General features: G+C 70.6%; 12 protein-coding genes. 8 read left to right on the top strand and 4 right to left on the bottom strand.

All coding sequences use genetic code 11. The features are described from left to right. Window positions 1-3: 3 nt before the first annotated feature. Window positions 4-321 carry a hypothetical protein gene (locus tag OIC96_RS34800; protein ID WP_330304037.1) on the bottom strand — a complete coding sequence of 106 codons (318 nt, stop codon included), beginning with the start codon at window positions 319-321 and terminating at the stop codon, window positions 4-6. 331 nt (window positions 322-652) lie between these two features. On the opposite strand from OIC96_RS34800, the gene OIC96_RS34795 reads away from it, so the two are divergent. Continuing rightward, on the top strand, window positions 653-2,293 hold the full coding sequence (locus tag OIC96_RS34795) for an alpha/beta fold hydrolase (RefSeq protein ID WP_330304038.1): 1,641 nt from the start codon (window positions 653-655) through the stop codon (window positions 2,291-2,293). Window positions 2,294-2,334: 41 nt separating this feature from the next. Here OIC96_RS34795 and OIC96_RS34790 read toward each other — a convergent pair whose 3' ends face one another. Continuing rightward, window positions 2,335-3,693, bottom strand: coding sequence for a DUF2252 domain-containing protein (locus OIC96_RS34790; RefSeq protein WP_330304039.1), 1,359 nt, complete (start codon window positions 3,691-3,693; stop codon window positions 2,335-2,337). Between the two features lie 5 nt (window positions 3,694-3,698). Then, complete coding sequence (locus OIC96_RS34785; RefSeq protein ID WP_443058413.1) at window positions 3,699-4,193, bottom strand: FxLYD domain-containing protein; 495 nt, start codon at window positions 4,191-4,193, stop codon at window positions 3,699-3,701. Window positions 4,194-4,374: 181 nt separating this feature from the next. On the opposite strand from OIC96_RS34785, the gene OIC96_RS34780 reads away from it, so the two are divergent. Next, the gene (locus tag OIC96_RS34780) at window positions 4,375-5,571 is read left to right on the top strand and encodes a winged helix DNA-binding domain-containing protein (protein WP_330304041.1); all 1,197 of its coding nucleotides are present in this window, start codon (window positions 4,375-4,377) and stop codon (window positions 5,569-5,571) included. A gap of 190 nt (window positions 5,572-5,761) precedes the next feature. On the opposite strand, the gene OIC96_RS34775 is transcribed toward OIC96_RS34780, so the two are convergent. Next, window positions 5,762-6,070: a hypothetical protein gene (locus tag OIC96_RS34775; protein WP_330304042.1), complete on the bottom strand. Its 309-nt coding sequence runs from the start codon at window positions 6,068-6,070 to the stop codon at window positions 5,762-5,764. Window positions 6,071-6,234: 164 nt separating this feature from the next. Between OIC96_RS34775 and OIC96_RS34770 the strand changes: the two genes are divergently transcribed. The 6 genes from OIC96_RS34770 to OIC96_RS34745 all read left to right on the top strand — a co-directional run bounded on the left by OIC96_RS34770 (window position 6,235) and on the right by OIC96_RS34745 (window position 12,068). Beyond that, the gene (locus OIC96_RS34770; RefSeq protein ID WP_330304043.1) at window positions 6,235-6,594 is read left to right on the top strand and encodes an arsenate reductase family protein; all 360 of its coding nucleotides are present in this window, start codon (window positions 6,235-6,237) and stop codon (window positions 6,592-6,594) included. Between the two features lie 162 nt (window positions 6,595-6,756). Beyond that, window positions 6,757-7,425 (top strand): hypothetical protein, encoded by a 669-nt coding sequence (locus OIC96_RS34765; protein ID WP_330304044.1) that lies wholly within the window; start codon window positions 6,757-6,759, stop codon window positions 7,423-7,425. 474 nt (window positions 7,426-7,899) lie between these two features. Next, window positions 7,900-8,928, top strand: coding sequence for a glutamine synthetase (gene glnII / locus OIC96_RS34760; RefSeq protein ID WP_330304045.1), 1,029 nt, complete (start codon window positions 7,900-7,902; stop codon window positions 8,926-8,928). 202 nt (window positions 8,929-9,130) lie between these two features. Further along, complete coding sequence (locus tag OIC96_RS34755; RefSeq protein ID WP_330304046.1) at window positions 9,131-10,054, top strand: DUF6891 domain-containing protein; 924 nt, start codon at window positions 9,131-9,133, stop codon at window positions 10,052-10,054. A gap of 330 nt (window positions 10,055-10,384) precedes the next feature. Next, window positions 10,385-10,966 carry a winged helix-turn-helix domain-containing protein gene (locus tag OIC96_RS34750; protein WP_330304047.1) on the top strand — a complete coding sequence of 194 codons (582 nt, stop codon included), beginning with the start codon at window positions 10,385-10,387 and terminating at the stop codon, window positions 10,964-10,966. Between the two features lie 121 nt (window positions 10,967-11,087). After that, the gene (locus tag OIC96_RS34745; protein ID WP_330310065.1) at window positions 11,088-12,068 is read left to right on the top strand and encodes an NAD-dependent epimerase/dehydratase family protein; all 981 of its coding nucleotides are present in this window, start codon (window positions 11,088-11,090) and stop codon (window positions 12,066-12,068) included. Window positions 12,069-12,246: the final 178 nt, after the last annotated feature.

The raw sequence follows: 12,246 nt of genomic DNA, 5'->3' as shown, positions 1-12,246 counted from the left end.
CTGCTACTTCTGGCGCTCCTGGCGGCGCGCCTCCAACGGGCGCTCCCGACGGTAGCGACGCTCCCACTTGGCCTGACGGTCACGGCGTTCGCGGTACGCGCGGTAGCTGGCGTCCGTGCGGCCCGGGGTGCCGGACGAGCCCCCTGAGGGGGAGCCCGAGGTGCCCGAGGTACCCGAGGGGGACGCCGTGGACGCGCTTCCCCCGGTGCGGCCGTAACGGACGTACAGGAAGAGCAGGGCGACCGCCGCGAGCCAGAGGACGTGGTTCGAGAAGCCCATGACGACCAGGATCAGGGTCGCCGAGATGATCAAGGTGCCCATGACGGGACTCCTTGTGTGCGTGGATGGCTGGTCTTGATGTGTGGGTGGATGAGTCGACGGGGCGCTGGGGGTGGGCGGCCGTCCGTCGGTGCGTAGAGAGTAGCCCTGAGTCCGCCGGGTGATGCCTGTCCTGCGGAAAGCGGTGTTCAGCAGCTCCGGAACGCATGTCCAGAGTAGGGACGGGGCCCGAACCCGCGCATCCGATTTTCCCCGGACTGCACACTTTCGTGTATCGCCATAAAGTAAAGCAAAGTTGACATACGGCGTGAAGGGATTCCCCCTGGACCTGAGCGCCATGAGTCGCCGTCAGTCGCCATGAGTAAATGAGGGGATGCTCTTCTCCTTCCTTCACGACCACGACGGTGAACGACTGAGCTGCGTCAGCGGCGGAGTTGACGGACGCGACGGCGGTGGCGACACGGCCACCGCCGTCCTGCTGCACGGCGCCGGAAACGGGAGCAAGGAGCGACTGCTCCCGCTCCTTGAGGAGTTCGTCGCGCGCGGCTGCCGGGGCCTTGCCCTCGACTTCTCCGGGCACGGCGAAAGCACTGGCGCGCTACGGGAGTTGAGCCTTCAGAAGCGCTTCGAGCAGGCCGTTTCCGTCATCGACGCGACGGTCCCGGCGAACGGTCCGCTGATCCTCGTCGGGTTCAGCATGAGCGGCCAGACGGTGGCCGATCTCGCGGAGCACTACGGGCGGCGCGTGGCGGCCCTCGGGCTGTGCGCGCCCGCGGTGTACGGCGCGGAGGCGTGGCCGGTTCCGTTCGGGGACGGCGACGGCCGCTTCAGCGAGATCATCCGTACGCCGGACAACTGGCGGGCGGCTCCGGCGCTCGGCGTGCTGCGGGCGTACGAGGGGCGGGCGGTGCTCGCCGTGCCCGGCACGGACAGCGTGATCCCGCCCGCCGTGACCGAGGCCGTGACGGACGCACTCGCCGCCCACGCCCAGTTCACCCGGCTCGAACTACCGGACGCGGAGCACATGTTGGGCCTCTGGTTCCGCGACCACGCCGAGGACCGGCAGCGGTTCGTGGACCTCGTCCTCACCGGGCTCGGCGACCGGGGATGGACGGCGACCCGGGCCTGGGTGGCCAAGCAGCTTCCGGAGGGCAGGAGCGTACGGAACTCCACGCCCCTGCACGGCGGCTGGAGTTCCCAGATGCGCCGACTCACCCTCGACGACGGCACCGGCCTGGTCCAGCGGACCTTCGTCAAGCCCTTCTTCCGGCGGCACGCACCGGGGCTGCTGACCCGCGAGGCGTCCGTCCTCACGCTGCTGGCCGCGCACGACGACGTGCCCGCGCCCGAGCTGTACGCGGTCGACGCCACCGCCGAACACTGCGACCACCCCACCTTGTTGATGTCCTCGCTGGCGGGCGCGGTCCGTCTCGACGAGGAGGACCTGGAGCGGCGCCTCGACCTGCTGGCGCGGCAACTCGTCCGTATTCACGGGGTGGTTGCGGACGAGCAGCCGCGCCCGTATCAGCCGTGGACGTCACCCGAACGCGTCCGTACGCCCGCCGGTGCCCTGTGGGACCGGGCCGTGGACGTGATCCGGCGCGAACCGCCCGCGCACGAAGGGTGTTTCCTGCACCGGGACTTCCACCCCGGGAACGTGCTGTTCACGGGCGCGGGCGACACCCTGCGGATCAGCGGGGTCGTCGACTGGGTCGAGACCTCCTGGGGCCCCGCCGACCTCGACGTCGCCCACTGTTCCACGGCCCTCGCGCTGCTGTACGGGGAGGCGTACGGGCTGGGCTTCCGTGAGCGGTACGAGGCGCACGGAGGACATCGACTGGCCGACGGCGAGAGCCACTTGTACTGGCGGCTGCTGGACGCGCTGGCCTACTCCCCCGACGCCGAGAAGGTCGCCGTGCCGTGGCGTGAGCTGGGGCGTACGGATCTGACGCCGGAGGTGCTGGGCGGGCGGCTGGGCGCGTATGTGGCGGGGCTGCTGGAGCTGTACGGCTGAAGACGGCGGCTGCACCGGTCGGGCGCCGGGAGGGGCGGCGCTCAGACTCCTGGAGCCGCCGATATCACACCGGCCGCCACGGCCGCGCCCAACGCCGCGTGGTCGGCGGCGTTCTGGTCCGCGTAACGCAGCGCGAAGTCCGCGACGGCGCGTTCGAAGGTGTCGGCGCCGCCGAGGTATCCGGCGATCGCGACGCGGTCGCCGGAGCGGGCGTGGGCGCGGGCCAGGGCGTTGCCGCACAGGCGGGCGTAGGTCCGCAGGTCGCGGGGGTTCATGCCCGCGACGTCCGCGGAGCCCTTCATGTCGCGGAGCTGACGCCAGTAGAACGCCCGTCCCTGCGGTCCGGTCATCCAGCCGAGGAAGATGTCGCTCGCGGCCTGGAGCAGCCGCTGACCCGCGACGACCCGATGCCCCGGATGGACGTACGGACCGCTGGGCAGATGCTCTTCGAGTACGGACTTCCCCGCCTCCTTGATCTGCAGGAACAGTGGGTCGTCCGCGTCCCGGCCGGCCAGCAGCACGATGAAGCAGCGGGTGCCGACGCTGCCGACGCCGACGACCTTGCGGGCGGCGTCGACGAAGCGGTAGCGGTCGAGGAGGAGGCGGCGCTCCTCGGAGAGGGTGGAGCGGTAGTCGCTGAAGATCTTGCGGAGCGAGGCCATGTCCGTGACTCCGGCCGGCTCCAGCAGGGGCGGGTCATGGATGATGCGGCGGCGTCCGTCGACGGTCTCGGTGAGTCTTTCGAGCGCGTGCAGGCTGGTGCGGCGGCGGGCGCGGGTGAGGTTCGACTCGACGCGCGCCCGGCGGCGGGCGGAACGGACCAGCGGGAGCAGCTGCTCGGCGTCGATGCGCTCGTTCCAGACGGCCAGTTCGCCCCGCCCGGCGAGCCGCCGTACTGCCTCCCGGTACGCACCGGCCGCCGCCCGCGCCGCGTCGTGGGCCTGCGCTTCCTTGTGCCCGTTCTCGCGGGCGGCCACCGCGACGCTGGCCGCGAGCCGTTTGACGTCCCACTCGAAGGGGCCGGGAAACGTCTCGTCGAAGTCGTTGAGGTCGAAGAGCAGGGTGCGTTCCGGGGAGGCGTGCAGGCCGAAGTTCAGCAGGTGCGCGTCGCCGCACAGTTGGACCGTGAGTCCGGTGTGCGGCTGGGCGGCGAGGTCGGCGGCCATGACGGCGGCGGCGCCGCGCAGGAACGCGAAGGGTGACGTCGTCATCCGCCCGTACCGGATCGGCAGCAGTTCCGGCAGCCGGTCCCTGCCCTGGCGTTCCAGTACGGCGACGGGGTCGGGGCGGTCGGCGGCGGGGATCCAGCCGGCGTGCGAGGAGCGGGAGGCGTTCTTGCGGGCCGCCCTGCCCTGGGCGGCACGGTCCGCGGGAGTGGCCGCGGCGCCGTTCTGGCCCACGGCCATCAGTTCCGCACGGCCCTGGCGACATCGGCGGTGATGTCGCCGGAGAGGGTACGGGTGCTGCGGGCGGTGGCGTCCTTGGAGGCGCCGGCCGCGACGTCGTTCACCGTGACGACGACCGTGTCGAGGAGGTTGCCGGCCGGGTCGCGGAAGTTGATCTGGACGGCGTACGACTTCTCCGAGGAGGCGGAATTGGTGACGGTCACCTTGACCGTGGAACGCCCGTCGGAGTCGGCCGTCACCTGGCTGTCGAGCTTCACGTCTCCTTTGGCGTTCACGCCGTTCTGGAGCTCGTCGAGCTTCTGGCCGGCCTCGGCGGTCGCGGAGGCCAGCGCGTCGCCGGCCGCGGACGCGGCGGACGCGGCCTGGGAGACGACGTCGGAGGGGGTGGTGTCGTCCGAGCAGCCGGTCAGGGGCGCTGCCAGGGCCGTCGTCGCGATCGCCATCAGGACCAACCGGACGAGTGAGCCCCGTCGGCGTATTCCGTGCCTCTGCATCGCGTCTCCCGACGTGCTCCTCGTTCGCCTCCGGAATCCGCTCCTCGCGGTTTCCCCAGTCAAGGCCGTGGACAGGGCGTACGCATGCCGGGTACGGCAAACGGGTGAAGCGCGCCCTGCGGCGTGCGGGTGTTCGAGAGGATGAGGGGGAACGGGGTACTACGGGCGAGCTGGAGGCGGCGTGGCCGAGAAGCTGCGGCACATCGGGGTGGCGGAGCGGCGGGCCCGGCTCGCGCTGCGGCAGCGGCTCGCGGTCGCCTCGCGGGCGGCGAGCCCCGAGGAGGTCGCGGGGTCGCTGGTCGCGCTGCACGGGACCGATCCGGCGACGGTGTATCTGGCGGTGGGCGCGCGGCTGGCGGACGCCGGGAAGACGGTGGCGGAGGTCGACCGGGCGCTGTACGAGGACCGGGCGCTGGTCCGGATGCACGGCATGCGGCACACCGTGTTCGTGTTCCCCACCGAGCTGGCCGCCGTGGTGCACGCCTCGACCGGGCTCGCCATCGCCGCGAAGGCCCGGGCCGGGCTGATCAAGGACATGGCCACCGGCAGCGACGGGCGGCTGACGGAGGAGTGGCTCGCTGAGGTCGAGGCGTCCGCGCTCGCCGCGCTGGCCCGGCGCGGGCAGGCCACGGTGAACGAACTCACCCGGGACGAACCGAGGTTGAAGGAGCAGTTCACCTACGGAGCGGGCAAGAGCTACGAGAGTCCGCAGACCGTGTCGTCCCGTCTGATGCGGGTCCTCGGCGTCGAGGGCCAGGTCGTCCGCGGCCGCCCGCTGGGTTCGTGGACGTCGTCGCAGTTCCGCTGGGCGGTCGCCCCGCCGCATCCCGAGCTGCCGCCCGCCGAGGCCCAGCCCGAGCTGCTGCGCCGCTGGCTGACGGCGTGCGGGCCCGCCACCGAGGGTGACTTGAAGTGGTGGACGGGGTGGAAGGTCACCGATGTGCGGCGGGCGCTCGCCGCGATCGGGGCGGTGGCCGTGTCGCTCGACGACGGGGTCACCGGATACGTGGCCGCCGGCGACGACGGTCCGGTCGCCGGCCCCTCCTCCCCGTGGGCCGCGCTGCTGCCAGGGCTCGATCCGACGGCCATGGGGTGGCAGGAGCGGGACTGGTATCTCGCGCCGGGGTTGCGGTCCGCGCTCTTCGACAGGAGCGGGAATGTGGGGCCGACGGTGTGGTGGGACGGGCGGGTGGTCGGGGGGTGGGCGCAGCGGGCCTCCGGTGAGGTGGTGTGGCGGCTTCTTCAGCCGGAGGGGGTCGGGCGGGAGGCTCTTGACGCCGTCTCGACGGAGGCTGCGCGGTTGCAGGCGTGGGTGGGGCAGACCCGGGTCACTCCGCGCTTCCGGACACCACTGGAACGCGAGCTGTCGTCGGGGTGAGCTTTCCTCGCCCCCGCCGCCCCTACCCGTCCCATCCCGTTCCTGGGGGCTGCGCCCCCAGACCCCCGCTAAAAGATTGCGCAGTTCCCCGCGCCCCTTAAAGGGGTGGTTCGTCGGGTGCGGGGCGGTGGGGGTTGCTCGCGCAGTTCCCCGCGCCCCTTTCAGGGGCGCGGGGAACTGCGGAATCATTTCAGCGGGCGTACCTCATCAGGGCGCGGACCATGTGGCACGTGGTGTCCGACGGCGGGTGGACGCCGATGAGTTGCGCGGTGCTGCGTATCTTCTCGTTGCGGGCCTGGTTCGGCATGTAGACACCGGAGTCGAGCAAGGCGATCGCGAGGCGCATCGCCTTGAGGCGGCGGTTGTGCGTGACGTACCAGTCGCGAGGACGCCCCGGCGGCAGCGGGCGCTTCTCCACGGGCTCGTACGGCAGCTCCAGCAGAACCGCCCTCTTGGACGTGGACTGGGTGGGCAGCGGCTTCAGTGCGGCAGCGGGCACAGGCATCCTCCTGTCGCGGTCAGGGAACCGTCCGGACCCCCCGGCGGCACCCTCGAACACTGCTTCTATTCTACCGCCGACCACTGACAAAAGCCGCTGGCCACAAGGCCTTTGGGGGTGCCGTGACACCAGCGGAACAAGGGGTCTCGCGTAACGTGTGCGGCATGGAGATCTGGATCAATCCGGCCTGTTCGAAGTGCCGTGGCGCCATCAGCCTGCTCGACGCGGAGGGCGCCGACTACACCGTCCGCCGCTACCTGGAGGACGTACCGACCGAGGACGAGATCCGCGACGTACTCGATCGGCTCGGGCTCGAACCGTGGGACATCACGCGGACCCAGGAGGCCGTCGCCAAGGAGCTGGGGGTGAAGGAGTGGGGCCGGGACGCCGGTTCGCGGGAGCGGTGGATCAAGGCGCTGTCCGAGCATCCCAAGCTCATCCAGCGGCCGATCATCACCGCGGACGACGGGACGGCGGTCGTGGCGCGCACCGATGAGGCGGTACGGGACGCTTTGTCCCGCTGATTCCCGTACCCCTTCCCCTGCCGATCCCCACGCTGATCCACGGGCCGTCGCCAACTCACGTGTGACCTACGTTACTTCAGTGACTCCTGTAACCGTTGAGTAACCTCGTTCGGTATCTCGTACCTAGCGGCGTAACGCTCCCCCCGCACCCAGGAGGCGCACATGTCGCGTAGGAGAACTCTCAGCACCAAGAAGAAGATCGCACTGCTGGTCAGCGCCGCGGCCGTGGCCGGAGGCGGGGCCTTCGCCATGGCCGCCACCTCGAACGCGGCGTCGGTACAGAACGCGCAGAGCTCGACGGTCTGCCAGGGCCTGGCCACCGCGCTCGGCAACAACCAGAAGTTCATCGACGGCCAACGGGCCAACCCGGACGCCCAGTCGGCGGCCCGGATCAGCAACCGCGAGGCCGTCATCGCGCAGATCAAGGTTCAGCAGAAGGCGTCGGGCTGCGCGGTCGGGGAGTCGGCTCAGGACTCCCAGGCCGCCACGCAGCCGGCGCAGTCGGATCCCGCACAGAGCGCTCCGGCGCAGTCCGCGCCCGCGCAGACCGCCCCGGCGAACAACGGCGGCGGCGCGGCCACCGGTCAGCAGGTCTGCACCGGTTCGACCGTCACGCTCTCCGGTGAGGGCGGCGCCCCGGCGGCGTCCAGCAACCAGTTCCCGGCCGGGACGAAGCTCAAGGTCACGAACCTGGACAACAACAAGTCCACGACCGTGCAGGTCACTTCGGTCTCCGGCAGCTGCGTCCTGCTGAACAACGCGGCGTTCGAACAGGTCCGGGAGCCCGGCAAGTTCCTGATCCGCAGGGCCCGTATCGAGAAGGTGGGGTGACGGTCGGCCGCTTCAGTCATTGATCAAGTGACCGAGCGACCAACTGACCGCTTGACCGCTTGACCGCTTGACCGCTTCATCGCTTGACCGCTTCATCGGGGTCCTGCTGCTTCCGGCCAGAAGCAGCAGGACCCTCTGCACGTCCGGTGCCCGCACGGCCCGGCGTCCGGTTCGCGAAAGGGGAGGGTTCGCCCAGATCGCGCTCACCCCCATCGCATACGAGACGAACAGGAGTCTTCATGCCCGGGGGCGGAAGGAGCGATGGGGCCCCCGATCGCGGTTGCGAACACCGCGGTCGGGCGGCGGCGAGTGATAACGCGCACACACAGCCCAGGTAACACGGGGTTCACATTCGGGCAATGATCGGGAAATCGCCTGTTGACAGGCTGCCGGGCATCCCCAGCGGCGCCCCAGTGCCGCAGCGCCGCAGCACCCGCAAGTGCGCCTAAAGACCCACCCCGAAGGATGTGGCCCGTGACCTTCAAGGCTGAGTACATCTGGATCGACGGCACCGAGCCGACGGCCAAGCTCCGTTCCAAGACGAAGATACTGGCCGACGACGCCAAGGGCGCCGAGCTGCCGATCTGGGGCTTCGACGGTTCCTCCACGAACCAGGCCGAGGGTCACGCCTCGGACCGCGTACTCAAGCCGGTCGCCACGTACCCGGACCCGATCCGCGGCGGCGACGACGTCCTCGTCATGTGCGAGGTCCTGAACATCGACATGACGCCGCACGAGTCCAACACGCGTGCCGCGCTCGCCGAGATCGAGGAGAAGTTCGGCGCCCAGGAGCCGATCTTCGGCATCGAGCAGGAGTACACCTTCTTCAAGGGCTCGCGCCCGCTCGGCTTCCCCGAGGGCGGCTTCCCGGCCGCGCAGGGCGGCTACTACTGCGGTGTCGGCTCGGACGAGATCTTCGGCCGTGACGTCGTCGAGGCGCACCTGGAGAACTGCCTCAAGGCGGGTCTGGGCATCTCCGGCATCAACGCCGAGGTCATGCCCGGCCAGTGGGAGTTCCAGGTCGGCCCGCTGGCGCCGCTGGAGGTCTCCGACCAGCTGTGGGTCGCCCGCTGGCTGCTCTACCGCACCGCCGAGGACTTCGGTGTCTCCGCGACGCTGGACCCGAAGCCGGTGAAGGGTGACTGGAACGGCGCGGGCGCGCACACCAACTTCTCCACGAAGGCGATGCGCGAGGGCTACGACGCGATCATCACCGCGTGCGAGTCGCTGGGCGAGGGCTCCAAGCCGATGGACCACGTCAAGAACTACGGCGCGGGCATCGACGACCGCCTGACCGGCCTGCACGAGACCGCCCCGTGGAACGAGTACTCGTACGGCGTCTCCAACCGCGGCGCCTCGGTCCGTATCCCGTGGCAGGTCGAGAAGGACGGCAAGGGCTACATCGAGGACCGCCGTCCGAACGCCAACGTCGACCCGTACGTGGTGACGCGTCTGCTCGTCGACACCTGCTGCTCCGCCCTGGAGAAGGCCGGCCAGGTCTGATCCGCGCCTGATCCGTACGTGATGCGCACGTGATACGCGTCTGACACGTACGCGATCCGTACCGCAGCTCCCGGAAGGGGCGCCCGCCGTCTTGGCGGGCGCCCCTTCTGCGTATCGTGCGCTGCCATGGGGACGGAGACCGACGGAGTCGGCGAGGTCGACGGCTGATCCCGTTGTCAGTGGTGCGTGCCATGGTTCGGGCATGGAGATCGACGAGTTCCTCGCCATCAAGGTCGAGACGGAGAACTGGCAGAAGCACGCTCGGATTTCCGCTGAGCAGCTGCGCGGGCTGGTGCACCGGATCGGTGGTGACGACGACCGCTACCTGGTCGTGCAGCGGATACCGGACATCCCTGATGTCTTCGTCCAGGTGTGGCACGAGCAGGGCCGGGACTATCAACTGGAGTACCGGGAGGGTCGCGAGCACTTCTTCGGGACGGTGCTCACCGACCCCGGCCGGGTCGCGGACACCATGGTGGGCTGGGTGCGGCGGGACGACGGCTGGGACGCGGGGATCGACTGGGAGCCGGTCGAGGCCGACTCCCCCGAGGAGGTGCCCGAGCTGCCGGCCGACATCCGCGAAGAGGTCGAGGAGCGCGTACGGGGGCTGCTGCGCTGCGGGTACGACGACCGGGCCCGGCTCACGGAGGACGCCGAGGACTTCCTGGTCGACGGCGACCACCGGCCCGTGTCCAAGCCGCAGGCCCGGCAGATCGTGGACCGGCTGTGGCTGGAGCGGCTGGCCGAGCAGGCGACCTGGGAGGGGGTCACCGAGCCCGAGCGCCTCACCGAGGCCTTCGAGGCGCTCGACGCGGCCGGCATCACCGCGCGCGAGAACTTCACCTGCTGCCGCAGCTGCGGCACGGCCGAAATAGCGGGCGAACGCCGTGAAGACGCACGCGGGTTCGTCTACTTCCACTCGCAGTGCACGGAGAGCGCGGCCGCCGGGCACGGGCTGACGCTGCTGTACGGCGGGTTCGACGGCTCGGCCGAGACCACGGCGGCGGTCGGACGCGAGGTCGTCGCGGCGCTCACCGCGGCCGGGTTGTCCACGGAGTGGGACGGTTCGGCGGACAGCGCGATCACGATGACGCCTCTGACATGGCACAAACGCCTGGTCGGATAAGGAGACGCAACGTCAAGTTCACGTCAAGGAGGCGTCCGACCCTTGAGAGGACTCTCCTGCCCGGCTCCGGGTTCTGCTTCAATGGGGCCATGGCCAGCTTCCAGAAGTACACCGCGACGGGTCGCCATGACCTCGAGCCCTTCTGGCCTTCCCGTCAGCACCATGACTTCGACCGGGTGTGTTGCCGCGCGATGAACGCGCCGGCCCTCTAAAGCCGTACACCCCGGCCTTCGGCCAGCGCGCACGACGTACGTCCTCGACGACCCCGACCACGAACTCGCGGCCGTCGACCTTCCCGACGAACTCCTCGCGCGAAAGAGCTGACCTCTCATGGCGACCACTCGTTCCTTCTCCTCCGTCGCAACCGCTCCTTCCCCGGCCCCGTCCGCCTCCCCGGCACGGCACCGATTGCGTGCCGTCGACCGGGACGAGGTGGTCGACGTCGCCGACTTCCTGCCGCCCGGCGCCACCTGGCTGCCCGCTCCCCCGCACACCCTGCCCGTACTGCCGGGGCAGCCCCCGATGATCGGCTACCTGGTCCTCGTCCCGGCCGACCAGCAGCCCGCGCTGCCGGTCGCCGTCCCGGACCGGCCCGAGCCGTCGGCCGCCGCCGGTGACGACCCGCTCGTGCGTATCGACACCGTGCAGCGCACCGCCGAGGTCGACGGGAAGCCGCTCGACCTCACCTACCTGGAGTTCGAGCTGCTGGCGCACCTCGTCGCGCACCCGCACCGGGTGCACACCCGCGATCAGCTGGTCACCACGGTGTGGGGCTACGGACATGTGGGCGACGGACGGACCGTCGACGTCCACATCGCGCGGGTACGGCGCAAGCTCGGGGCGCAGCACCGGCAGGCGATCCAGACCGTGCGGCGGGTGGGGTACAAGTACACGCCGCCGACGGGCCGTTGACCCATTGACCGACCGCCGCCGCTGACAGTGGTCTCGCTCCGGCGGATCTTCTGTCAGCAGATTCCCGTTCCGTCCGGCGGGAGGTCCGTGCAGAGTCATCCTCATGACACGGAGACTTCTGATGCTCGGCGGTACCGAGTTCGCGGGGCGGGCCGTCGTGGAGGCGGCGCTCGGCCGGGGCTGGGACGTGACCGTCTTCCACCGAGGACGGCACGAACCGCCCGCCGGTGTCCGGTCGTTGCACGGCGACCGCACCACGCCCGACGGGCTCGCGGCGCTTGCCGAAGGTGAGTGGGATGTCGTCGTCGACACCTGGTCGGCGGCGCCGCGGGCCGTCCGGGAGGCGGCACGGCTGCTGGCCGGCCGGGTTTCCCGCTACGTGTATGTGTCGAGCACTTCCGTGTACGCGTGGCCGCGGGCCGCCGGGTACACCGAGGACACGCCCCTCGTGGAGGGGGCCGCCGCGGGTGCGGAGCAGACCGACTACGCGCGGGACAAGCGGGGCGGGGAGCTGGCCGTGCTCGACTCCTTCGGCACGGAGGGCTCGTTGCTCGTGCGATCCGGGTTGATCCTCGGGCCGTACGAGAACATCGGGCGACTGCCGTGGTGGCTGAACCGGATCGCGCGCGGTGGTCCCGTGCTCGCGCCCGGGCCCCGTGATCTGCCGCTCCAGTACATCGATGTCCGTGATCTCGCCGAGTGGGTGCTCGGGGCGGTGGAGGCGGGGCAGAGCGGGGCGTACAACCTCGTCGGGCCGCCGGGGCATACGACGATGGGGGGTCTCCTCGACGCGTGCGTTCAGGTCACTGGGGCCCGGGTGGATCTCCGGTGGACCGATGCCGCCGTCATCCTCGGCGCCGGTATCGAACCGTGGGTGCAGTTGCCGGTGTGGGTGCCGGCCGGGAGTGACCTCCATGACGGGATCCACACGGCGGATGTCTCCCTTGCCCTGGGTGCCGGGCTCCGGTGCCGGCCTGTCCTGGAGACCGTGGCGGACACCTGGAGCTGGCTCCAAGGTGTCAACGGGGTGGCACCCCAGCGGCCCGACCGACCGGACGTGGGTCTGGACCCCACGGTGGAGGCAACGCTGCTCGGCCTGTGACCGTGGGCCTTCTTCGCCCCCGCCGCCCCTACCCGTCCCATCCTTCTGGGGCTCCGCCCCAGACCCCGTAGGCGGGTTCTTCGGCTGCGGGTGGGTGGGGGCTGGTCCAAAAGATTGCGCAGTTCCCCGCGCCCCTGAAAGGGGCGCGGGGAACTGCGCAATCTTTTAGGGGGGTCTG

This window comes from Streptomyces sp. NBC_00775, assembly GCF_036347135.1.
GTDB lineage: Bacteria > Actinomycetota > Actinomycetes > Streptomycetales > Streptomycetaceae > Streptomyces > Streptomyces lutosisoli.
This window is presented reverse-complemented; position numbering and strand designations above follow the sequence as displayed.

What these genes read in the sequence shown, in the direction of transcription:
- OIC96_RS34800 (WP_330304037.1), bottom strand. Translation starts at nt 321, where the DNA reads ATGGGCACCTTGATCATCTCGGCGACCCTGATCCTGGTCGTCATGGGC.
- OIC96_RS34795 (WP_330304038.1), top strand. Translation starts at nt 653, where the DNA reads ATGCTCTTCTCCTTCCTTCACGACCACGACGGTGAACGACTGAGCTGC.
- OIC96_RS34785 (WP_443058413.1), bottom strand. Translation starts at nt 4,193, where the DNA reads ATGCAGAGGCACGGAATACGCCGACGGGGCTCACTCGTCCGGTTGGTC.
- OIC96_RS34770 (WP_330304043.1), top strand. Translation starts at nt 6,235, where the DNA reads ATGGAGATCTGGATCAATCCGGCCTGTTCGAAGTGCCGTGGCGCCATC.
- OIC96_RS34765 (WP_330304044.1), top strand. Translation starts at nt 6,757, where the DNA reads ATGTCGCGTAGGAGAACTCTCAGCACCAAGAAGAAGATCGCACTGCTG.
- OIC96_RS34755 (WP_330304046.1), top strand. Translation starts at nt 9,131, where the DNA reads ATGGAGATCGACGAGTTCCTCGCCATCAAGGTCGAGACGGAGAACTGG.
- OIC96_RS34750 (WP_330304047.1), top strand. Translation starts at nt 10,385, where the DNA reads ATGGCGACCACTCGTTCCTTCTCCTCCGTCGCAACCGCTCCTTCCCCG.
- OIC96_RS34745 (WP_330310065.1), top strand. Translation starts at nt 11,088, where the DNA reads ATGCTCGGCGGTACCGAGTTCGCGGGGCGGGCCGTCGTGGAGGCGGCG.